Source organism: Aeromonas piscicola (genome assembly GCF_000820005.1).
GTDB lineage: Bacteria > Pseudomonadota > Gammaproteobacteria > Enterobacterales > Aeromonadaceae > Aeromonas > Aeromonas piscicola.
On record NZ_CDBL01000052.1, the window covers coordinates 286,432 to 307,046 of the forward strand.

Below are 20,615 nucleotides of genomic sequence, written 5' to 3' on the forward strand. Positions count from 1 at the left end.
GCGGCAACCCCCGAGGTTGCCGTTTTTATGTGTTTATTTTCAATCAGGCACTGGCATTGAGCAGCTTGCCGACCCCTTCGCCCTTGCCATTGGGCAGGGTCTGCTTGAAGGCGCCGAGCAGCTGATCCAGGTTCAGATCGCTGCTGCCCAGGGTGCCCTTGAGGGTATCGAGTCTGCTTTGCAGGGCATCTAAGCGGGTGCTTTGGGTGCCGTTGGCGAGCTGGTTGCGGGCTGTGTCTATGGCCTCGGTCAGAGATTGGCCATTGTTCTCCTGCCCCAGGGTCTGCATCAGCTCGCTCATAAACTGGTTGATGGCGGGGCGGTTCTGCTCGCTATCGGCATCCTTGACTCCGAGCCGCTGGAACAGGCTCTGGACTGTGGGGGTGAGGCGATCTTCCTGCGCGGGCTGCTGCGCCTGTTGCGTTTTGGCACTGCCGCTCAGCAGCTGGCTGCCCAACTTGAGAGCGATCGAGGCGATGGGAAGTAGGGTGCTGATCATGATGTCACTCTCCGGTACGGCTGATGACAGTGACAGAGCAGGGATTGGGCCAGTTTGGTGAAGAATGCAGCAGTCGTGGACAGGCTGCTGATCCTGCTGTGAATTTAGTTTTGAAGGCCGCAGGGGGGAGGGGCAAGTGTGGGGGAAAGCGGCAACCCCTTGCAGCCCGGAAGCTGGCCGGTTTGCCGCCGTGGCTGCTGGCTCACAGATTCTTGAACGGGCGGCGCTTCTCCTCTTCGATGACGATGGCTTCCAGATTGGCGATCCGCTCCCGCAGCTCCTGGATGAGCACATCCTGTTTGCCGAGACGATCCGTGATGCGGATATCCCCCAGCTGGTAGCGGGCGCGTTTGCTTAGATAGCCGAACAGCATGCTGATAAAGACGATCAGGACTATGCCTGTCCACATTGTCATGGGTGACTCCTTGTCGATAAATCCGCGAAAAACCGCCTTGCAGATCCTTTGTTGTCTCATACCCCGGAAGGGGTCGCAATGCCCGCGCTGGTGGGGAGTATGAGCCCTCGGCTCAGCCCCGCGCCGATGCGCAAGCCGCCTCACTCCGTTGATCGTCTGGCCAGCCATGCTGGTAGTGCTGGCGCCTTGGCGATCCTCAGACCCCTTGCCAGAGGGGCCGGCCGAGCCAGAGTCCCCACAGGGTGAGGTGCAGCAGCACGATAAACCAGAACACCAGCCGGTAGCTGCCCTTCTGGGTCTTGTGACGCAGCCAGTGACGGGCCACCAGGGCCCCGGGCCAGCCGCCGCACAGTTCCAGCAGGTGGAGGCGGGATTCGGGGATGCGCCAGCCACCGCGAATGGCCTGCCGTTTGTCGTGGGCGTAGGCCAGCGCTGTCAGCAGGCTCATGGCGGTGACAATGGCCAGCGGCCACCAGTTGGCGTCAGCCAGGCCAAGCCAGGCGGTCCAGAGCAGGGGAAACAGGGCCAGCCAGATCACAGTGCCAGCTCCCAGCCGCGGGGGGCATCCGGCGTCAGGGTGCGGATCACGCGAGCGGGGTTGCCCACCGCCACTGAATCGGCCGGTATGTCGCGGGTCACCACGGCGCCAGCGCCTATGATGGAGCGCGCCCCGATTGTGACGCCGGGGCAGATGATGGCGCCGCCGCCTATCCAGCAGTCATCGCCTATGTGAACCGGCTTGTTGTAGGCGGTCCAGTGGCGCCGCTCCAGATAATCCGTGCTGTGGGTGGCTGTGTAGATCTGCACGTTGGGGGCCAGCAGCACATGGTTGCCGATGTGCACCTCGCCCACGTCGAGTATGGTGATGTTGAAGTTGAAGAAGGTCTTTTCGCCGATATGGATGTTGCGGCCAAACTCGCAGGTGAAGGGGGTACTGATCCAGCAGGAGTCGGGGCAATGGCCGAACAGCTCGCCGCACAGGCGCTGGCGCAGTGGCTGATCCCCGGCCGGGGAGGCGTTGAGTTGTGCCAGCAGCGCCTGGCCGCGGATCCGGTCGTTCGCTATCTCCTCGCTCTGGCTATCCAGGGCGCCGCCCGCCAGTACCTTGTCCCAATCGCTTGCCATGCTCACCTCTCCTCATGTGCCAAGAGGAGCCAGTATACGCCAGCGCTCCGGCGGCGTCAGGCTGTCACTTGCTGCAACATCAGGCGCCTGGCCAGATGAGCGGCAGGATCAGCAGGGCAGAGACGAAGTAGGGCAGCAGCACCCTCAGCCCCAGCCGGCGGCCGCCTATCCCGAACGCCAGCAGCCCCTTCACTAGCGAGTTGACCAGCCCGGCGAGCAGGATGCCGCGCGCCGCCACCTCCAGCGCCAGCTCCTTGTGTGAGAGCTGGGAGAGCGACAAGGTGATGGCGTCCACGTCCGTGATCCCCGAGACCAGCGACAGCAGATAGACGCCTGAGTTGCCCACTTTGCCCTGCAGCAGGGTGGCCATGAAGCCGATCAGCGCCAGCAGCAGGCCGAACTTGATGGCGGTGGCGAGATCGAGCGGGTTGCTGGTCTGGGGTTGCACAGGGCCATCGGTCAGCTCCTCGCGCTGGCGCCAGAACCAGAAGGCGAAGCCGTAGACGGTGGCCGCCAGCAGCAGCAAAGGCGCCGCCAGGCGCATCGCCAGCTCGCTGTGAATGAGCAATACCAGCACCAGCAGCCTCAGCCACATGGTGGCTCCGGCCATCAGTATGCCGGTGGCCAGCAGCCGCTCCAGCCCGCCCTGTTCCCTGTTGAGGCGGGCAAACTGCAGGGTGAGGGCGGTGGAGGATGCGAGCCCCGCCAGTATGCTGGTGAGCACCAGTCCCGAGCGGGTGCCGAGCAGGCGCACCGCGAAGTGGCCCGAGAACGAGATGCCGGCGATCACCACCACCATCAGCCAGATCTTGAAAGGGTTGAAGGCATCGAGGGGCCCCATCTCCTCGTTGGGCAGCACCGGCAACAGCACCAAGGAGATGAGCAGGAAGCGCAGGGTGGCGTGGAATTCGGTTTCGCTCAGAAACAGCATTCCCTGCTGGATCTTGCCCTTGAGCCCCATCAAGAGGGCCGCGAGCACGGCGCAGGCCACCGCCTCGCTCGGGCTCAGCAGCACGGACATCAACCCCAGCAGGTAGGTGAGCAGCATGGCCACCGAGCTGGTGAGGCCAAACTCCCCCTGCCAGCGCTGGGCCAGCCAGACCGAGAGGCCGCAGCCGATCACCACCGCCAGCAGGCCGAGTAGCGGCAGCCAGGGGCCCAGGGTCGGCAGCAGCAGAGCGCAGACACCGCCGAGCAGACCGATGAGGCCGTAGGTCCGCATCCCGGCGATGCGCTGGTTGTCCCCCAGCTGGCGCACCTGCCAGCCACGCTCCAGCCCTATGATGAGGCCGATGGCCAGCGACACCAGGGCACCATTGACGGGGTCTGCATTGATCCACATAACGACTTCCTTTTCGCTGTGTCATGGCCTTGATCCCATGATGGCACAGCCAACGGGGGGGCAGGGAGGCATGGCTCACAGAGTGTGGGAGTGGCGCCGGTCGGCGGGTTGATATGAGCAAAAGAGATAAGCAAAGCGTTATTTCTTGGTTCTCGGCATAACAAGCCCACGGCATGCTGCATTCAACCCAACGATATGGAGTATCACCATGAAACTGCGAATGACCGCCCTCACCCTGCTCTCTCTGCTGGCCCTCGGCCAGGCCAACGCCGCCGAGATCCGCCTGCTCAACGTCTCCTACGATCCGACTCGCGAGCTGTTCCAGGAGTACAACGGCGCCTTCGCCAAGGAGTGGAAAGCCAAGACGGGTGACGACGTGGTGGTGAGCCAGTCTCACGGTGGCTCCGGCAAGCAGGCGCGTGCCGTGGTGGACGGGCTGGAAGCGGACCTGGTGTCGCTGGCGCTGGCCTATGACGTCAACGCCGTTGCCAAGCAGGGTTTGATCGCCGCCGACTGGCAGAGCCGGCTGGCCAACAACGCATCTCCCTATACCTCCACCATCGTCTTCCTGGTGCGCAAGGACAATCCCAAGCAGATCAAGGATTGGGGCGATCTGGTGCGCAAGGACATCGCCATAGTGACGCCGAACCCCAAGACCTCCGGCGGGGCGCGCTGGAACTACCTGGCTGCCTGGGGCTATGCCCTGAAGAAAAGTGGCAGTGAGGAGGGAGCCAAACAGTTCGTCGGCGATCTCTACAAGAACGTGAAGGTGCTGGATTCCGGGGCCCGTGGCGCCACCACCAGCTTCATCGAGCGCGGTCTCGGCGACGTGCTGCTGGCATGGGAAAACGAAGCCCTGCTGGTGCTCAATCAGCCAGGCAACCGCGACAAGTTCGAGCTGGTGGTGCCGTCGGTCTCCATCCTGGCGGAGCCGCCGGTAGCCGTGGTGGACAAGGTGGCCAAGAAGCACGGCACAGAAGCGGTCGCCAAAGCCTACCTAGAGTACCTCTACTCCGACGAGGGGCAGCGCATCATCGCCAAGTATCACTACCGTCCCAGCAATCCGGCGATCCAGAAGGAAACGGCGGCCCAGTTCCCGCAACTGACCCTGTTTACCGTCAAGGATCTGGAAGGGGATTGGGACAAGGCCCAGCAGAAACACTTCGCCCAGGGTGGCCTGTTTGACCAGATTTACCAGCCGGGCGGCTAAGGCCCCCGCTTCCCTGTGGCACGTTCACCCCGCACTGGCCCCTGTGCCAGCTGATAGGAGCACCAAGATGAACAAGATCCTCCTGGTTCCCGGTCTGCACAACAGTGGGCCGGATCATTGGCAGAGCCGCTGGCATCAATATTTCCCCCACTGGCAGCGCATGGTTGGCCTGCCGTGGGACAAGCCGGACCTGACGGTCTGGAGCGCCAAGCTGGCGAGCAAGCTGCGCAGCCGGCGTGGCCGGGCCCATCTGGTGGCTCACTCCTTCGGCGCCCTAGCGGCAATCACGGCGGCGCGCCAGCAGCCCGACAAGGTGGCCTCGCTGTTTATCGTGGCGCCGGCGGATCCGGCGCACTTCGGCATAGTGGATGAGGCGCTGGCCGGTTCGCTCAAGGTATCGGCCCAGCTGATCGCCAGTCGCAACGATCCCTGGCTCAGCTTCGAGCGGGCCGAATACTGGAGTCGCCAGTGGCAGGTGCCGCTGTTTGATGCAGGCGAGGTGGGCCATATCAATGCCCAGTCCGGCCATGGGGAGTGGAGTCAGGGGCTCAATCTGCTCGGCACCCTCTATCGGCGGGCCGAGATGGTAGTCGAACCGGCGCCGGCCGTGTGGGAGCGCCGCGCAGCCCTCAGTTTCCGTTGATGTTTTCGCTGATCCAGTTCAATACGCTGACAAGGAGAGAGATAGCACCCGACACCACAACAGTTGATTTTTGATGGCTTGGTACATTGCACGACGCTCCATTTTTTAGGTCTTTTATTTATATAAAAGACCTTTTTTTCATTTTATGGCTCTAAAAGCCTGATCCGCCGTTGTTAGATAAAAAAGTGCTTAGCAAAGGCATTATTGGTGTTTGTTGCCCCTAACTGGAATGCGCAGAATCGCTCTATCGAATGTTTTTCATAACAAACGGAAGCGTTATGCGATTTGGTTCTTACTCCGTCTTGCCGGGCTTTGGCCCGACCCTCGGCTTCAGCCTGCTCTACCTGGGCGTGCTGGTGCTGCTGCCGATCTCGGCGTTGGTGCTGTTCGCGGTGAACAACCTCACCCTCGCCGAGTTCTGGCAGGTGATAGGCTCCCCACGGGTGCTCGCCTCCTTTCGTCTGAGTTTCGGGGCCGCTTTTATCGCGGCACTGCTCAACAGCCTGTTCGGCCTGATCCTGGCCTGGGTGCTGGTGCGTTACACCTTCCCCGGTCGCCGGCTGGTGGATGCGCTGATCGATCTGCCGTTCGCCATGCCCACCGCTGTCTCCGGCATTGCCCTGTGCGCCATCTTTGCCCCCAACGGCTGGATCGGGCAGTGGGTCGCCCCGTTTGGCATAGAGCTCGCCTACAACCCCATAGGCGTGGTGATTGCACTCACCTTTATTGGTCTGCCCTTCGTGGTGCGCACCCTGCAGCCGGTGCTGCGGGAAGCGGAGACTGAGCAGGAAGAGGCCGCCGCCAGCCTGGGGGCTGACCGCTGGCAGACCTTCCTGCGGGTGCTGTGGCCGACCCTGGTCCCTGCGCTGATCACCGGCTTTGCGCTGGCGTTTGCCCGCGCCGTGGGGGAGTACGGCTCCGTCATCTTCATCGCCGGCAACCTGCCCATGGTGTCGGAAATTGCGCCGCTGATGATCATGAGTCACCTGGAGGAGTACGACTATGCCGGTGCCTCCGCCATCGCCGTGGTCATGCTGCTCATCTCTTTCATTCTGTTATTGCTGATCAACAAGCTGCAGGCTTGGAGCTGGGCCCGTATCGGAGGGAGCCGCATATGAACGCCTCACATTCAAGCTTGGACCTTGCCCTCGACGTGGCACCGGCCACCCTGGTTCGTCACCCCCCGGTGACCCGTGAACCCGTCTGGGTCAAGTGGCTGTTGATCTCCCTCGGGCTGGGCTGGTTTGCCGCCCTGCTGCTGCTGCCGCTGGCCACCGTCTTCATTCAGGCGCTGAGACCTGGGCTGGCCTTCTTCTGGCACGCCATCAGCGAGCCGGATGCCCTGAGTGCGCTCGGGCTCACCGCCCTGGTCACGCTTTGCGCGGTCCCCCTCAACCTGCTGTTCGGGCTTGCGGCGGCCTGGGCCATAGCCCGCTTCCGCTTCCCTGGTCGGCAACTGCTCATCACCATCATAGATCTGCCATTCTCGGTCTCGCCGGTGATCGCGGGGCTTATGTTCGTGCTGATGTTCGGCAGCCGTGGCTGGTTTGGCGACTGGCTGAGCGAGCACGACATCAAGGTCATCTTCGCCACACCTGGCATCATTTTGGCGACCACCTTCATTACCGTGCCCTTCGTGGTACGCGAGCTGCTGCCCCAGATGGAGGCGCGCGGCCCGGAAGAGGAGGAAGCCGCCATCATGCTGGGGGCGAGCGGCCTGCAGATGTTCTGGCGGGTCACCCTGCCCGGCATCCGCTGGAGCCTGATGTATGGCCTGCTGCTCTGTACCGCCCGGGCCGTGGGGGAGTTTGGTGCCGTCTCCGTGGTCTCCGGCCATATTCGCGGCCAGACCAATACCCTGCCGCTGCACATCGAGATCCTCTACAACGAGTACCAGACCGGCGCCGCCTTCGCAGTGGCCAGCCTGCTGGCGCTGTTCGGGATCTTCACCCTGCTGGGAGAGACACTGCTGGCCCGGCTGCGTGGCCAGCCTACCAAGTCCCATTGATGTTATTGCGACACGGGTCTGACTGCGCGGTCAGCCCGACCCGGATACCCCATTGATATGGATTGGGGTGTGATGGCGAGCATGGCCAGCCGTACGCTCTGGCCAGCTCCGAGACTCCATCCATCCCGATTTAACGGTTCAGAGAGGCAGCCATGAGCATTCAGGTTCAACAACTCAACAAGCATTTCAATCAGTACGCGGCCCTGGCCGACATCAACCTCGACTTTCACGATGGTGAGCTGGTGGCCCTGCTCGGCCCCTCCGGCTGCGGCAAGACCACCTTGCTGCGGATCATCGCCGGGCTGGAGCAGGCCGACAGCGGCAGCGTCATCATTCGCGGGGAAGATGCCTCGGATCTCGATGTGCGCGAGCGCAACGTCGGCTTCGTGTTCCAGCACTACGCCCTGTTTCGCCACATGACGGTGTTCGAGAACGTGGCGTTCGGCCTGCGGGTCAAGCCGCGCAGCGAGCGTCCAGCCGAGGCGGCGATCCGCGCCCGGGTCAAGGAGCTGCTTGATCTGGTGCAGCTCAGCCACGTGGCCGAGCGCTATCCGACCCAGCTCTCCGGTGGCCAGCGCCAGCGGGTTGCTCTGGCTCGTGCCCTGGCGGTACAGCCCAAGGTGCTGCTGCTGGACGAGCCTTTCGGCGCCCTCGATGCCCAGGTGCGCAAGGAGCTGCGCCGCTGGCTGCGCGAATTGCACGACGAGTTGCACGTTACCAGCCTGTTCGTGACTCACGATCAGGAGGAGGCACTGGAGGTGGCGGATCGGGTGGTGCTGATGAACGCCGGCCGGGTCGAGCAGATCGGCACTCCGGCCGAGGTCTATGATCAGCCCGCCAGCTCCTTCGTCCACAGCTTCCTCGGCAGCGTGAACCTGTTTCGCGGTCGGGTGGCGGAGCAGGGCTTTGGCATTGGCGAGCAGCTGCTGGGCGGTCCCATCAGTTCCCATCATCTGGCCCAGGGCAGTGCGGCCATCGCCTATGTGCGCCCCCACGAGCTGGAGATACTGCCGGCGGATGCGCCCGGCGGGATCAGCGCCACCATCACCCGACTGCTGCCCATGGGGCCGCGCATCCGGGTGGAACTGCGTGGCAATGGGGATACAAACGGTGCACACTTCGAGGCCGAACTGAGCAAGGAGGCGGCCAGAGCCTTCATGCCGGGGCAAGGGGTGCGACTGGTTGCCAAACAGGCTCAGCTTTATCCGGACTACCAGATCTGACGGTCATTGCCGATTGAAATGGACAGATATGATGGCGGTGTGAGCCCGCCTGGGATACAAGGGTGTCAGGCCGTTGCCGGACTCGATGAGGAGTCCGGCCAGGCAGATAACAAGAAAACGGCGGCGGGTAAACCCCGACCGGCCAGTCAGCGCAGGAGGCGATGACGTGAATTTTCAGCAGTTACGTATTATCCGGGAGGCAGCGCGGCGGGATTACAACCTGACCGAGGTCGCCAATGCCCTGTTCACTTCCCAGTCCGGGGTCAGCCGCCATATTCGCGAGCTGGAGGAGGAGTTGGGGATAGAGCTGTTCATCCGCTACGGCAAACGGCTGCTCGGCATGACGGAGCCGGGCAAGGAGTTGCTGGTGATTGCCGAGCGCATTCTCAATGACGCCAACAACATCCGCAAACTGGCCAGCACCTTTGCCAACCGCGAGTCGGGCCGGCTGCTGGTGGCGACCACTCACACCCAGGCGCGCTATGCCCTGCCACGGGTGGTGAAGGCGTTTCGCGAGCAGTTCCCGCTGGTGCAGCTGGAGCTGCGCCAGGGCAGCCCGGAGGAGATAGTACGGCTGGTGCAGACCGGCGAGGTGGATATCGGCATCAGCAGCGAGCAGCTCGACAAGAGCGAAGGTGTGGTGGCGTTTCCCTACTACCGCTGGCACCACAACATAGTGGTGCCTGAGCAGCACCCCCTCACCGCCGAGCGGGAGCTGACCCTGGCGGCGCTGGCGAACTGGCCCATCATCACCTATCAGGCCGGGCTGACCGGACGGGCACGGGTGGATGAGGCGTTTGCCGAGGCGGGAATAGCGCCGCAGATCCTGCTGACGGCACAGGATTCAGACGTCATCAAGACCTATGTCGAGCTGGAGATGGGGGTCGGCATACTGGCGGACATGGCGTTTGACACCCAGCGCGACAAGGGGCTGGTGCAGCTCGACGGCAGCCGGCTGTTTGCGCCGCACACCGCCTGGATCGGCCTCAAGCAGGGGCAGTTCCAGCACAACTTCGCCTGGCAGTTCATCCAGCTCTGCAACCCCGAGCTGGCGCTGGCAGACATCCAGGCGCGCGCCATGGGCGGCGAGCCCGCCCTCGACTTCCAGATCTGAGTCCTGCTGCGAGATGAGAGAACAGGGAGCCATGGGCTCCCTGTTTTTTATCTGCCTATCGATGGAAAGCCGCCTCTGCGGCGAAGCGCCGTCTGCCTATTTGCCGGTGTGGGGCCCCAGCATGCGGTAGAGGGTGCGATCGCCCTTGATCCTGTGGTGATACAGGGCCGCGACTACATGCAGCATGACCAGGGTGGCCAGCGACAGGCAAGCGAGGCGATGAACATCGAAGAAGAAGCGGTTGATCTCGGGAGTGTTGATGGGGTTGGCGATCGGGTAGAGCCAGAACAGGGGGTAACCCTGCTCCAGCATCAGGAAACCGCTCAGCAGCACGGCGAACATCAGCCCGTAGAGCAGGGCATGGGCCAGCTTGACCCACCCATTATGATGGTCGGCACCGTTCTCGGGCAGAGGATGCCTCAGATATTGCCAGCCCCAGCGCAGCAGGAAGAGCGGAGTTATCAGGGTGGCCATCGACATGTTCAGCACCGACAGAAACTGAAACAGCCGGGGATGGCTGTCGATCACCAGGTGCATCAGGTAACCAGCCAGGGTGGCGTAGAGAATGACGACAGCCATCAGCCAGTGCAGCAGGCGACTCAGAGGGTCATAGTAGTTTTTCGTCATAGTGTTGGTCCGGCAGGGGGATCTCGCGGTGCCCAGGGCTCCGTGATCCCGGATAACAGGCGCAAAAAAAGAGGCCGCTCGGGCCTCTTCTGCTCAGGTGTTGCGGGTTCAGTTCACTTGGGTCCAGGCATCCTGCCAGTTGGAACCCACGCCGGGCTCATACTGGGTCGCGGTGCTCGACCAGATGGTGCACCAGCCACTGTAGGGGAAGGGCTTGCACTGATAGACCTTGCCGTTCTTGGGCTGCAGCACCTTGGTGCCGTTGGTGTAGGACTTGAGCCCTTCCGGGAAGGTGAACTGGTAGTCACCACCGGACGGATCCTTGAGCATCAGGTCCAGCGTCTGCTGCAGGGCTTCACCACCCGCCTTCGGCTTGGCCTCGATCACCAGCTGATGGTGGCCGGCGCTGAGCCCGGTGAGCGGCATGGTGAAGCTATGGCTGCTGTCCTTGATGTCGGCGGAGGACTGGCCTTTGGCCACACCACCGTGGTCATACAGGGTGTTGGTGACGGTGAGATCTCCTTGCGCCGTGACGGTGAAGTTCAGGGTCAGCTTGCCGTTGTCGAGCAGGTATTCGCTCTCCAGACCGCTCACACTGATGTCGTTGCCCACTGGCGGCTGCAACTGTTCGAGCTGGATCTCGACCCGTTCCAGCGCGCTGCCTGCCTTGAGGTAGACGGGGTTCTGGCCGTAGACAGGGTTGAACTGGCCGTCGGCGTTCTGCTGACCTGCGCGGATCTGGCTCTGCTCTGCATTGATCTTGCTGGCCAGGGCATGGGCCCAGTTGTTTTTCTGGCCCTGCTCCGTGGTGGTGATGGTCAGCTCGGTTTGCAGATCGGGGCGTACGCCATTGGCATCAAACACCAGGGTTCTGGCCTTGTCACCGGCCGCCAGATCGGTGGAGGGATAGATGGTGCCGCCCTGACTCCAGCTCAGCGGTGGCTGGGTGCCTCCCTTGAAGTTGGCGTCGATCAGGTTGTAGAAGCTGTTGCTGGTGTCGCCCACTTCCCACACCCCCAGGATCAGCTGATAACCGGTGCGCTCTGGCAGAGTGCACTGGTGAGTGACCTGCTTGGGTGGCTGTACCATGTTGCCATCCACCACGCAGAAGGGGGTGAGATCGAAGGCGGCACGGGTCAGCGGCTGGTTGGGGTTCCAGTCCTGTTTGGTGAGGTAGTAACGCCAGTTGCGGGTGACGTGGTTGGCGGTGAAGGTCCAGCTGATGGCGAAGGGGCCGGCCTGTACTTCCTTGCGTGTCCAGCGATCGCTGGTCTGGGCATTCAGCTCGCTCCAGCGGGAGCTGCCCGCCGAGGCTATCTGGCCATCCTGGGGGCCGGATTGCGGGAAGCCGGAGGGGCCTTCCACGCTCTGGGGTTCCCATTGCACCGCGCCACATTGGCTGTTGCCGCCTGTATTGCACAGGTAGTTGCGACTCTCGGGCTTGTTGATGTAGCCGTGGGCGAGCACGCCGCCACTGGCCAGCAGTGCCAGCGCCGCCGCGACGTGATTGAGTTGGATTTTTGCTGCCATACATTCCTCTGTTCGATAGATGTGGGCAGTCAAGTTGGCAGGGGAGTACCCCGATACACACTTGCGTGTGGCAACCCCGCTATCCTGGACTATGTGTCTTTAGACCGGAGGCTTTGCGTCCTGGCCTTTCAACCAGTTTGCCAAATGACTACATAAAGGGTCATGGTGTCGTGTTTGACGACAATCCCATCATGACTAGTTTTGATTAAATAATTAAGTGTAAATGTTTGCAGCTTGATCTCATCGGAGTAGTGCAAACACTTAACTTTATGTTTTTGAATGTCTATTTAATCTGCGCACCTTGCTGAACATCCTTGATTACGTCGATAAGATGCAAAAATACGACATTTTTATCAATGAAAAATCCCTGCCAGCCAGGCTGGCAGGGATGGGGGGGGCGACAGGGCGGGACGGATCAGTGGCGAGCGCGGGGGCGTTCGGCCTGACGGGTCTGCTGGTGCAGCGGTGCCAGCCGCTGTTCCAGCTGCTGGTCGATGGCGCTGCCGAGTTTGAACACCGCCAGCCGCTCGTCCAGACTGCGGGAGAGACCGGCCAGCAGCTCGCTCTCCTGGGCCAGTTGCGAGGCGGACTGGGACATTTCCAGCGCCGAGTCGTTGATGCCGCTGACGTTGCGGTTCATGTCCTCGGCCACCATGCTCTGCTGTTCGGCGGCGGTGGCTATCTGGGTCGCCATGTCGCTCACGTGCTGTATATGGTTGACGATGAGAGAGAGATCCTGCCCCGCCTTCTCCGACTGGCTGACGCTGCTCTCCGCCAGCTTGCGGCTGGCATCCATGGCGCTGGCGGCGGTGACGGCCCGCTGTTGCAGCTGGGCTATGGTGCTCTGGATCTCCTCGGTGGACTGGCGGGTACGGCTCGCCAGCTGGCGCACCTCGTCGGCCACCACGGCGAAGCCGCGGCCCTGCTCCCCGGCGCGGGCCGCCTCTATGGCTGCGTTGAGAGCCAGCAGGTTGGTCTGCTCCGAGATGGCGCTGATGACGGCGGTCACCTCGCTTATCTGCATCACCCCCTCCTTGAGTTGATTGACCTGCAGCGTGGCCTGCTCCACCTCGGTGGCCAGCGCCTGGATGCCGTGCACGCTGGCATGCACGTCCCGGTTGCCGAGCCCGGCCTCGCTGGTGGCATCCTGGGTATCGCGGGCGGTATTTTCCGCGTGGCCCGCTACATCCGAGATGGTCGCGCTCATCTCGTTCATGGCGGTGGCGAGCTGAGCCAGCTGATCCCGCTGGCTGTTGACCGCCTGATTGGTCTGCTCGGCGGAGGCGGCGATGCGCAGGGCGGCATCCGCCACGTTGCGGGCACCCTGGCTGGCCTCGATCAGGGCGTGGCGAATGGCGTCAAGCCCCTGATTGGTGCAGGTGGCGACGACCCCCAGCTCATCCTTGCCGTGTATCGGTATGCTGACTACCAGATCTCCGGCCGCCACCTGCTGCATGGCGCGCTTGATTTCGGCCAGCGGATTGACGATGGAGCGGCTGATGGCAAACCCCAGCAGCCCCATCAGCAGGATCACCAGTAGGGTGGCGCCTCCCATCAGCTGGTACTGGGACCAGATGGTGGCCTCTATGTCCTGCAGCAGCACGCCGGATCCCAGGATCCAGCCCCAGGGCTGGTAGCCCGCCACCAGCGACATCTTCTGGGCCGCCTCACCCGTGGGGGCAATCCATTGATATTCCAGCCGGCCATGCTGGCCCCCCTTGCCAAGATCCACCATGCGCTGCCAGTGGGCCCCGGCGGTTGCGCCGCTCTCTCCCATCTGCTGGCCGACCAGCTCAGGCTTGGTGGGGTGCACCACCACGTGGCGGGTCTCATCAATCACGAACAGATAGTTGTCGCCATCGAAGCGCATGCTGTTGAGCATGGCCTTGGCTTCGGCCTGGGCCTGGGCGGCGGGCAGCGTGGTAGCGAGGGCCTGGATCCGGCTCATGGCGAGATCCAGCACAGCCTGCAGCCGTGCCTCCCGCTCACTCATCAGATTGCGATTCAAGGCACTGGCCGAGATGAGCAGCAGTGCGATGAAGCCGACCAGTGCCAGTGAGAGCAGCAGCATCAATTTGCGGCTCACGGCGATATCACCGAGCTTGAACATAATCTCTTCCTTCTTTCCCGTGCGGGTCTGGTTGTGGCCGGTCATGATGATGGCCCTGATTATTTCATCATTAACATTTAATTAACTTTCAATGGCTTGTGGTCAATGAATGCTAATTGAGAGTTTTGACAACCAGTATAGCCAGCAGACAGAAACCCTCGCTTTTGGTAGCGTGGTTGTGCGCATCCCGGCGCACTATTTGTCTGCCCTATTTGCAAGAAGTGTGAATGAGTTGGCATTTCACCAAAAAAGGAGTGGGCGCCCCAGAGGCCAGCCCCATAACAAGAGGGAATTTATGAGTTCCATTGCCAGGAATTACTTGAACCAGCTCAACGCCGACTACCTGCAGGTACACAGGCGCAAGGAGGACCTGTTCTGGTCCACCTACATGGGCACCAGCGATGATCAGGCCGGCTTCACCGCTGCCGAGCAGGCCTACAAGGCGTTCTGTGCCGATCCTGCCCGCCTGCCGGTACTGCGGGAGATGCAGGCCCTGGCCGAGGAGACGGAGCTCAAGCGGGGTCTGGGGGGCTGGATCGCCTTCTTCGAATGCAACGTCATCGAGGATCCGGCGGCGGCCGCCCTGATGGATGAGCTGGTGGCGGCAGAGGCGGCGCTGTTCGCCCGTCGCCGGGAGCTGAAGCTGACTTTACTGGACGAGCAGGGCCGCCAGGTGGCCGGCAGCCTGCCAGCCGCCAGCACGGCACTGGCTGCCAGCGCCGATGAAGCTGTGCGCCAGAGTGCGCTCGCCATGTTCCATACCCTGGAGCAGTGGGTGGTCGACAACGGCTATCTGGAGATAGTTCGGCTTCGCAACCGCTTCGCCCGCGCCATGGGCTATCGCGACTATTTCGATTACAAGGTGCGCAAGAACGAGCAGATGAGCCCGGCGCAGCTGTTTGCCGTGCTGGATGACTTCATCGCCCGTACCGAACAGCGGGTGCAGCAGAGCCTGGCGGAACTCAAGGCAGCCAAGGGGGAGGCGGCGCTGCTGCCCCACAACCTGCGTTACTTCGTCAGTGGCGACGTGACCCGTCAGCTCGATCCCTATGTGCCCTTCTCCCGGGCGCTGAAGGATTGGGTCGAGAGCTTCCGCCGGCTCGGCATCCAGTATCGGGACGCGACCCTCACCTTGGATCTGCTGACTCGGGAGGGGAAATACGAGAACGGCTTCTGCCACGGCCCGGTGCCGAGCTTCTGGCAGGAGGGCAAGTGGGTGCCCGCCGTGGTCAACTTCACCAGTCTGGCCAACCCGTCCCAGGTGGGCAGCGGCTGGAGCGGCCTCAACACCCTGTTCCACGAGGGGGGACACGCCGCCCACTTTGCCAATGTGACCGGCAACGCCCCCTGCTTCTCCCAGGAGTTTCCGCCTACCTCCATGGCCTATGCCGAGACCCAGTCCATGTTCTGCGACAGCCTGCTGGACGATGCCGACTGGCTCAAGCGCTATGCCAGAAACGAGGCGGGGGAGGCGATCCCCGATTCGCTCATCAAGGCCATGATAGAGGCGCGTCAGCCGTTTCGTGCCTTCAATGAGCGCCAGATAGCGCTGGTTTCCTACTTCGAGCAGGATCTCTACGCCATGGCCGATGGCGATCGCACCCCGGCCGCCGTGCTGGCGCTGGCCCGCCAGTGGGAGCGCAAGATCCTGGGGACTGAGAGCCCGCGCCCGTTGCTGGCCATTCCGCACCTGCTCAATCAGGAATCGGCCTGTGCCTACCACGGCTATCTGCTGGCGCTGATGGCGGTGGAGCAGACCCGCGCCTACTTCCTCAGACGCGACGGCTATCTCACCGACAACCCGCGCATCGGGCCGGATCTGGCCGCCCACTACTGGGGGCCGGGCAACGGCATGACCCACGACCAGACATTGCAGAGCCTTACCGGCGAGGGCTTCAGCGCCGCCCCCCTGGCACGTGCATGCAACCAGAGCGTGGCCGAAGCCTGGGCGCAGGCCCAAGCCTGCATGGCGGCGGTGCAGCAGCGGCCGCCGGCAGGCGAGGGCACGCCGCTCAATGCCCGCATCCGGGTGGTGCACGGGGATCTGCTGGTCGCCGACAACAGCCACTCGGAGGCGGCCATGCTGGCCGACTTCGAGGCCTGGATCCGGCGCCATGGCGAGGTCGAGCCTGCCACCCAGAGTTAGGAAACCCGCTTGCAAAAGAGCCCTGCCAATTGGCAGGGCTCTCTCTTTTTATATGACGAGTGGATGCGTCACATCTTCAGCAAGGTCACCGGCTTGCCCTTGAGGGCGACCAGCAGCTGCCTGCCCGGCAGCTTGTGGCCATCGATCATCATGGTGCTGTGGCTGAAGTTGGCCACCAGCCGGCTGCCATCGGAGAAGCGGGTCTCCTGCACCCGGCCCACCCCGTCGCGCCAGCGAAAGCCCACCAGCGCCTTGTCCCACAGCGCCTCGTGCAGCGGGGCAAACTGGCTGTTGAGCCTCACCAGCTCCGGCAGGCGACTGTCCAGCGTGCTGCGGCTCAGGTTGACCAGCGGCGGCGTGTTGTAGAGCAGGCCGAGCAGGGCGCGCTCCTCCTTGATGCCCAGGAACTTGAGGTTGTCCAGCAGCCAGTGGTGGCTGTTGAGCACCGAGTCGTGGAACACCGCCTGGTAGAGGGGCAGTCGATCCGCCGGGTTGAACACGGTTTTCAGGTAGCGCGGCTTGAGCCGGGCGGGCTGAAAGAAGACCTGCGGCGCCTCGTTCGGCCACCACTTGCCGAGGTAGTAGGGTGACTTGGCCTGCTTGCGCATGGCGGCATCCTCCCAGCCGAAGCCCCAGCTCTGGATGCCGTGGGCAAACATCAGCGGCTTGCTGGTGAGGGCATTGCCATCCTCCGAGCCCAGCACCAGCCCGAGTCGCTCCCCCACCCAGCTCATACGGGCGTTGCGGTCGGCGATCATGGCCTGGCTGCCCTGCTGGTGGGCCGGGTTGTAATCGTTGGAGGCCATGGCGGTGCCGTCCACGTCGAGGAACAGGCTGTTGATGCCGCTGGCTTTGGCGAGCTCGCTCATGCGGCTCTTGGCGAAGGGCAGGGTGCAGCCCGGATTGAGGTAGACCCCCTCGCCGCCGAAGCCCGGCTTGGGTTTGCCATTGGCCTCGACGATGGCGCAGCGCTTGCCGATCTCGATCGGCAGCTGGGCGGTGAGCCAGCTGTCGTTGCTGCCGGGGGGGATGGCGGTATCGTAGGAGTCATAGCTGCCCACCAGATAGCCCTGGCGCTGCGCGGCGGTGAGGGCATAACTCTGCTGCAGGGCTGCCGTCCATTGCGGTGTGCCGAGCCAGAGCTTGCGCAGCCCCGCCTGTTGCAGCGCTTCGACCACAGGCAGCGACAGCCCCTGGCCCCAACGCTCCTGCGCCACCAGCTGCTCGCCGAACCTGCCCTTGACCCACTGCTGGCGCAAGGCCAGCACCTTGCTCTGGACCAGTGGACTCTGCTGGGCGGGCAGGGGCAGCTGGCTGGCAATCAGCCGGTTGAGGCCAGCCATGATCAGCGTCTGCTGCCCGGGTTCGGGCGCCTTGGCGGCCAGCGCCTCCCGTTCCTCGGCGTGAAAGTCTTGCAGCCATTCAGGCTTTTGCCGGAGTTTGTCCTGCAGGCCGGGCCAATCTTTCACATCCTGCCGATCGAGCAGGGCATCGCCCCACAGATAGACATGGCTGGCGCCGATCAGCCGCCGCCCGGTCGGAATGCGGGCAAACTTGTCGGCGAGGGACTGCCAGGCGCCTTCGCCCTGCAGCCACTCCCGGTAGCGGCGGGCGCCGGCCAGCCAGTCATCCCCCACGCTCAGGCGCACTACCATGGGGGCCTGCTGGTTGAAGCTGCTGAACTCGTGGCGGGCACTCAGCTGCAGTCGTCCTCCCTTGCGGGTGAAGCTGAGCTGGTTGTCATAGGGGGTCTGCAGGATCCAGCTGTAGGTCTGCTTGCCCGCGTCCTGGCTCCAGAGCGGCAGCTTGAGGTCGTAGTGGGTGTTGAGTTCGGCCAGCTCGTCGCCGACATAGCCGAGCCAGTCGCTGTCGCGAACCGAGAAGCGGCTGCCCTCGCCAAAGGCCAGCGACAGGTGGGTCTGGTTTTTTGGCAGGCTGTACCAGGCCAGCTGACGGGGACTGTCGCTGACCAGTGTCAGCAGCAAGTCATTGCCGTCCAGCTTGACCTCCACCCTGGCATCCTGGGCGGGCCAGTGCCAGCTGGCCTGCTGTTCGCCTTGTTGCAACTGATCGACCTGGCGGGCTTGCTGGCCGGCGCTGACCGGGATCTTGTTGACCGAAATGGCCAGGGTGTCGGGATCTATGCTGTAACTTTGCGTCTCACCCTGCAGCGTCAGGGGGGCGGCTGCCAGCGGTGGCGCCAGCAGTGAAATCAGCAGCCAGCCCAGTGCTGGCGCCTTTGTCTGTAAAGCCTTCATTCAACATCCTTGGCCTGATTGATGGCATCAGGGTACGCCGTTGCCAGCCCCCCGGTACAGCCAAATCTGCTTAACCCATATGGGGTGAATGGCATCATGCCAGCCGTTTTTTGAGTCGTTCCGTTTCGACTAAAAAGCATCATTCGAACCCCTCTTGAGCCCCCGCCAGCACTGGCGTCATCGACCCGCACAGGGGCCGGGATTTACCGCTGCTCGTTTTTAAGACGCCCCATATAGGGGGGTGTCAGCCTTGCCGCCAGTTTCTAGCATGCCAGCTCACTTTGAATGCAATTCATTGTTTTATAAGGATTGTTTTTGACTGGAGTATCAGTATGAAGGCGACGAAATGGAGTGTGGGGCTGTGCGCCCTGTTGGCCGGGGTGATCGGCTGGTGCCTGTGGCCGCAGCCGGTGGCGCCCGGCCTGGTAACGGAAGAGGGGGAGGCGCCTGCGGCGGACCCAGGCACGCTGGTGGAGCTGACGCCGCTCGCCGCCATGCCTGCCCCCGTGCTCAAGCCGGCGCCGGTCACTGCCCCCGCCAAGCCGGATCGGCTGCGGGAAGACGGCAGCCAGCAGCTGGAGCCCCCCTGGCAGGCGGCCGAGGTGGATGCCGATTTTCCGCTGGCGGAGCCCGGCGAGGGGGCCGAACAACCCCAGCCGATCGCCCTGCAGGGCGGCGAGTTGGGACAGGCCCAGGTCGGCGACAGCGTGACCCTGCCGCTGCCGGATGGCAGCACGCTGGAGGCCAGGGTGACCAAGGTTGAGCTGCAGCGGGGTGGGGAGCGCAACTGGCAGGGCGAAATACGGGTCGACGGTGACAGCTATCCGGTCAATTTCACCGTCGGCAAGCAAGCCACCTTCGGGTTCATCGGCACGCCGCAAGGCAGTTACTCCGTCGAGACTCTGGGGGGCAAGGGCTGGGTTTACAAGAACCCGCCACTGGATCGGGGTCATGGCGGCAGCGACGCCCTGATCCCGACTCATCAATAACAACAGAAGAAGGAAAATCACATGCAGAAAACGACCTTGGGGATCATGATCGCGGGTCTGCTCGGCGCCACGCCCGTGCTGGCGGAAACCATAGATCTGATGGTGCTGCACAGCCCCGGACTGGCGGCCCGTTATCAGGGGGACGCCCAGACCCGGATCCAGCACATGATCAACGTCACCAACCAGATCTATGCCGCCAGCGGCCTGGATCTGACGGTGCGGGCCGTGCACAGCCAGCAGGTGAACTATCCGGATGGCGGCACGGACGAATCCGCGCTTAATGCGGTGACCCATCAGAGCGACCAGGCCTTCAAGGCGGTGCCGACCCTGCGCGCCCGCTATGGCGCCGACATGGTGGTGCTGATGCGGCCCAACACGGGTGACCACGGCAGTTGCGGGCTGGCCTGGGTGGGCGGTTCAGCCACCTATGTCGGTGGTCGCAAGGTGTATGCCGACGGGGATGTTTCCAAGGAAGCCAACAACATGTTCAGCCATGTCACCGCCACCGGCTGCGGCGACGTGGTGCTGGCGCACGAGCTGGGCCACAACATGGGGCTCAACCACTCCCGGCTGCAGAATGGCATGGGCGGCACTTACCACTATGCGCTGGGCCACGGGGTGCAGGGCTCCTTCGCCACCGTGATGGCCTATCCCTCCAGCTTCGGGGTCTACAGCCACGAGTACAAGTTCTCCAGCCCGGATCTGGTCTGCAAGGGCCAGCCCTGTGGTGTGGATCATCGGGATCAGGCCAATGGTGCCGATGCGGTGCGGGCGCTGCGGGTCACCACGCCCCAGATCGCCAGCTTCTATCCCACCATGGTAACGGAGGCGATGCCGGATCTGGGCGAGCTGGAACGCTCGCTTGAGGCGCGTCGTCAGGATCTGGCTGCGGCCCAGGTCCACTACAGCCAGCAAGTGACGGCCAGTACCGCGCTGCAGGATCGGCAGCAGGCGCTCAAGGCCAACTTCGATCGCTACGATCGCGAGCTGAGAGCCCTGAACCAGCGCAACAGGCAGACGGTGCAGGAGATCAACCGGCTGGTGCGGGAGCACAACAGTTACAACAGCAACAACGGCAGCTACAGCCCGGACGAGTATCGGCGGATCCGCGCCATCCAGGCGAGCCTGAGTGCCCGCATCGATCAGCTGCACGATGAAAACAATGCCCTGATCCGCCAGTCCAACGAGATCAGCCAGCGCTTTAACGCTGAGGTGGCCGAGTACAATGGCAGCTGGGATCGCTACAACCAGCTGACGGCGGCGGTGAAGGGGGCCGAAGGCAAGGTGAACGAGGCGCGCCGCGAGCTGGAGCTGGCCGAGCACAGATATCAGCTGGCGCTGACCCGCCAACCGGCCGAGACGCTGCCGGCCTGATA

Annotated in this window: 18 protein-coding genes and 1 riboswitch; of the genes, 9 read left to right on the forward strand and 9 right to left on the reverse strand. The window is 63.2% G+C overall.

Translation table 11 applies throughout. The features are described from left to right. Window positions 1-43 precede the first annotated feature (43 nt). From BN1128_RS11970 to BN1128_RS11990, 5 genes are all read right to left on the reverse strand, one after another. Window positions 44-499, reverse strand: a complete 456-nt coding sequence (locus BN1128_RS11970) for a hypothetical protein (RefSeq protein WP_042868991.1) — start codon at window positions 497-499, stop codon at window positions 44-46. Window positions 500-701: 202 nt separating this feature from the next. Further along, on the reverse strand, window positions 702-914 hold the full coding sequence (locus tag BN1128_RS11975) for a hypothetical protein (RefSeq protein ID WP_042868993.1): 213 nt from the start codon (window positions 912-914) through the stop codon (window positions 702-704). 196 nt (window positions 915-1,110) lie between these two features. Continuing rightward, window positions 1,111-1,452: a DUF1294 domain-containing protein gene (locus tag BN1128_RS11980; RefSeq protein WP_042868996.1), complete on the reverse strand. Its 342-nt coding sequence runs from the start codon at window positions 1,450-1,452 to the stop codon at window positions 1,111-1,113. Further along, window positions 1,449-2,039: a sugar O-acetyltransferase gene (locus BN1128_RS11985; protein WP_042868998.1), complete on the reverse strand. Its 591-nt coding sequence runs from the start codon at window positions 2,037-2,039 to the stop codon at window positions 1,449-1,451. The genes BN1128_RS11980 and BN1128_RS11985 overlap by 4 nt, the downstream gene beginning before the upstream one ends. A gap of 79 nt (window positions 2,040-2,118) precedes the next feature. Next, on the reverse strand, window positions 2,119-3,381 hold the full coding sequence (locus BN1128_RS11990) for an MgtC/SapB family protein (protein ID WP_042869000.1): 1,263 nt from the start codon (window positions 3,379-3,381) through the stop codon (window positions 2,119-2,121). Window positions 3,382-3,589: 208 nt separating this feature from the next. On the opposite strand from BN1128_RS11990, the gene BN1128_RS11995 reads away from it, so the two are divergent. The 6 genes from BN1128_RS11995 (at window position 3,590) to cbl (ending at window position 9,579) form a co-directional block, all read left to right on the forward strand. Beyond that, window positions 3,590-4,591, forward strand: coding sequence for a sulfate ABC transporter substrate-binding protein (locus BN1128_RS11995; protein ID WP_042869002.1), 1,002 nt, complete (start codon window positions 3,590-3,592; stop codon window positions 4,589-4,591). 67 nt (window positions 4,592-4,658) lie between these two features. Then, window positions 4,659-5,234, forward strand: coding sequence for an RBBP9/YdeN family alpha/beta hydrolase (locus tag BN1128_RS12000; protein ID WP_042869004.1), 576 nt, complete (start codon window positions 4,659-4,661; stop codon window positions 5,232-5,234). Window positions 5,235-5,512: 278 nt separating this feature from the next. After that, complete coding sequence (gene cysT / locus BN1128_RS12005; RefSeq protein ID WP_172955206.1) at window positions 5,513-6,352, forward strand: sulfate ABC transporter permease subunit CysT; 840 nt, start codon at window positions 5,513-5,515, stop codon at window positions 6,350-6,352. Further along, window positions 6,349-7,242 carry a sulfate ABC transporter permease subunit CysW gene (gene cysW / locus BN1128_RS12010; protein WP_042869007.1) on the forward strand — a complete coding sequence of 298 codons (894 nt, stop codon included), beginning with the start codon at window positions 6,349-6,351 and terminating at the stop codon, window positions 7,240-7,242. The genes cysT and cysW overlap by 4 nt, the downstream gene beginning before the upstream one ends. Before the next feature lie 152 nt (window positions 7,243-7,394). After that, on the forward strand, window positions 7,395-8,465 hold the full coding sequence (locus BN1128_RS12015) for a sulfate/molybdate ABC transporter ATP-binding protein (protein ID WP_042869009.1): 1,071 nt from the start codon (window positions 7,395-7,397) through the stop codon (window positions 8,463-8,465). A 166-nt stretch (window positions 8,466-8,631) separates the two neighbouring features. Beyond that, the gene (gene cbl / locus BN1128_RS12020; protein ID WP_042869010.1) at window positions 8,632-9,579 is read left to right on the forward strand and encodes an HTH-type transcriptional regulator Cbl; all 948 of its coding nucleotides are present in this window, start codon (window positions 8,632-8,634) and stop codon (window positions 9,577-9,579) included. Window positions 9,580-9,675: 96 nt separating this feature from the next. Here the strand turns inward: cbl and BN1128_RS12025 are convergent, their stop codons facing one another. From BN1128_RS12025 to BN1128_RS12035, 3 genes are all read right to left on the reverse strand, one after another. After that, window positions 9,676-10,206, reverse strand: a complete 531-nt coding sequence (locus tag BN1128_RS12025) for a cytochrome b (RefSeq protein ID WP_042869013.1) — start codon at window positions 10,204-10,206, stop codon at window positions 9,676-9,678. Window positions 10,207-10,314: 108 nt separating this feature from the next. Further along, the gene (gene gbpA / locus BN1128_RS12030) at window positions 10,315-11,736 is read right to left on the reverse strand and encodes an N-acetylglucosamine-binding protein GbpA (RefSeq protein WP_042869015.1); all 1,422 of its coding nucleotides are present in this window, start codon (window positions 11,734-11,736) and stop codon (window positions 10,315-10,317) included. Between the two features lie 66 nt (window positions 11,737-11,802). Next, window positions 11,803-11,888: riboswitch (cyclic di-GMP riboswitch) on the reverse strand. Window positions 11,889-12,151: 263 nt separating this feature from the next. After that, the gene (locus BN1128_RS12035) at window positions 12,152-13,846 is read right to left on the reverse strand and encodes a methyl-accepting chemotaxis protein (RefSeq protein ID WP_042869354.1); all 1,695 of its coding nucleotides are present in this window, start codon (window positions 13,844-13,846) and stop codon (window positions 12,152-12,154) included. A gap of 295 nt (window positions 13,847-14,141) precedes the next feature. Here BN1128_RS12035 and BN1128_RS12040 point away from each other — a divergent pair, with 295 nt between their 5' ends. Next, a complete protein-coding gene (locus tag BN1128_RS12040) occupies window positions 14,142-15,992 on the forward strand; it encodes a M3 family metallopeptidase (protein WP_042869017.1) in 1,851 nt (616 codons plus the stop codon). A 68-nt stretch (window positions 15,993-16,060) separates the two neighbouring features. On the opposite strand, the gene BN1128_RS12045 is transcribed toward BN1128_RS12040, so the two are convergent. Next, window positions 16,061-18,250: a glycoside hydrolase gene (locus tag BN1128_RS12045; protein ID WP_042869019.1), complete on the reverse strand. Its 2,190-nt coding sequence runs from the start codon at window positions 18,248-18,250 to the stop codon at window positions 16,061-16,063. A 332-nt stretch (window positions 18,251-18,582) separates the two neighbouring features. Between BN1128_RS12045 and BN1128_RS12050 the strand changes: the two genes are divergently transcribed. After that, window positions 18,583-19,239, forward strand: a complete 657-nt coding sequence (locus tag BN1128_RS12050) for a hypothetical protein (protein ID WP_042869021.1) — start codon at window positions 18,583-18,585, stop codon at window positions 19,237-19,239. 21 nt (window positions 19,240-19,260) lie between these two features. Beyond that, entirely contained in the window at window positions 19,261-20,613 is a 1,353-nt protein-coding gene (locus BN1128_RS12055) for a reprolysin-like metallopeptidase (protein ID WP_042869023.1), read from the forward strand. Window positions 20,614-20,615 lie beyond the last annotated feature (2 nt).

What these genes read in the sequence shown, in the direction of transcription:
- BN1128_RS12025 (WP_042869013.1), bottom strand. Translation starts at nt 10,206, where the DNA reads ATGACGAAAAACTACTATGACCCTCTGAGTCGCCTGCTGCACTGGCTG.
- cysT (WP_172955206.1), top strand. Translation starts at nt 5,513, where the DNA reads ATGCGATTTGGTTCTTACTCCGTCTTGCCGGGCTTTGGCCCGACCCTC.
- BN1128_RS11990 (WP_042869000.1), bottom strand. Translation starts at nt 3,381, where the DNA reads ATGTGGATCAATGCAGACCCCGTCAATGGTGCCCTGGTGTCGCTGGCC.
- BN1128_RS12050 (WP_042869021.1), top strand. Translation starts at nt 18,583, where the DNA reads ATGAAGGCGACGAAATGGAGTGTGGGGCTGTGCGCCCTGTTGGCCGGG.
- BN1128_RS11995 (WP_042869002.1), top strand. Translation starts at nt 3,590, where the DNA reads ATGAAACTGCGAATGACCGCCCTCACCCTGCTCTCTCTGCTGGCCCTC.
- gbpA (WP_042869015.1), bottom strand. Translation starts at nt 11,736, where the DNA reads ATGGCAGCAAAAATCCAACTCAATCACGTCGCGGCGGCGCTGGCACTG.
- BN1128_RS12045 (WP_042869019.1), bottom strand. Translation starts at nt 18,250, where the DNA reads ATGAAGGCTTTACAGACAAAGGCGCCAGCACTGGGCTGGCTGCTGATT.
- BN1128_RS12000 (WP_042869004.1), top strand. Translation starts at nt 4,659, where the DNA reads ATGAACAAGATCCTCCTGGTTCCCGGTCTGCACAACAGTGGGCCGGAT.
- BN1128_RS12015 (WP_042869009.1), top strand. Translation starts at nt 7,395, where the DNA reads ATGAGCATTCAGGTTCAACAACTCAACAAGCATTTCAATCAGTACGCG.
- BN1128_RS11975 (WP_042868993.1), bottom strand. Translation starts at nt 914, where the DNA reads ATGACAATGTGGACAGGCATAGTCCTGATCGTCTTTATCAGCATGCTG.
- BN1128_RS12055 (WP_042869023.1), top strand. Translation starts at nt 19,261, where the DNA reads ATGCAGAAAACGACCTTGGGGATCATGATCGCGGGTCTGCTCGGCGCC.
- BN1128_RS11985 (WP_042868998.1), bottom strand. Translation starts at nt 2,039, where the DNA reads ATGGCAAGCGATTGGGACAAGGTACTGGCGGGCGGCGCCCTGGATAGC.
- BN1128_RS12035 (WP_042869354.1), bottom strand. Translation starts at nt 13,846, where the DNA reads ATGTTCAAGCTCGGTGATATCGCCGTGAGCCGCAAATTGATGCTGCTG.
- BN1128_RS11970 (WP_042868991.1), bottom strand. Translation starts at nt 499, where the DNA reads ATGATCAGCACCCTACTTCCCATCGCCTCGATCGCTCTCAAGTTGGGC.
- cysW (WP_042869007.1), top strand. Translation starts at nt 6,349, where the DNA reads ATGAACGCCTCACATTCAAGCTTGGACCTTGCCCTCGACGTGGCACCG.
- BN1128_RS12040 (WP_042869017.1), top strand. Translation starts at nt 14,142, where the DNA reads ATGAGTTCCATTGCCAGGAATTACTTGAACCAGCTCAACGCCGACTAC.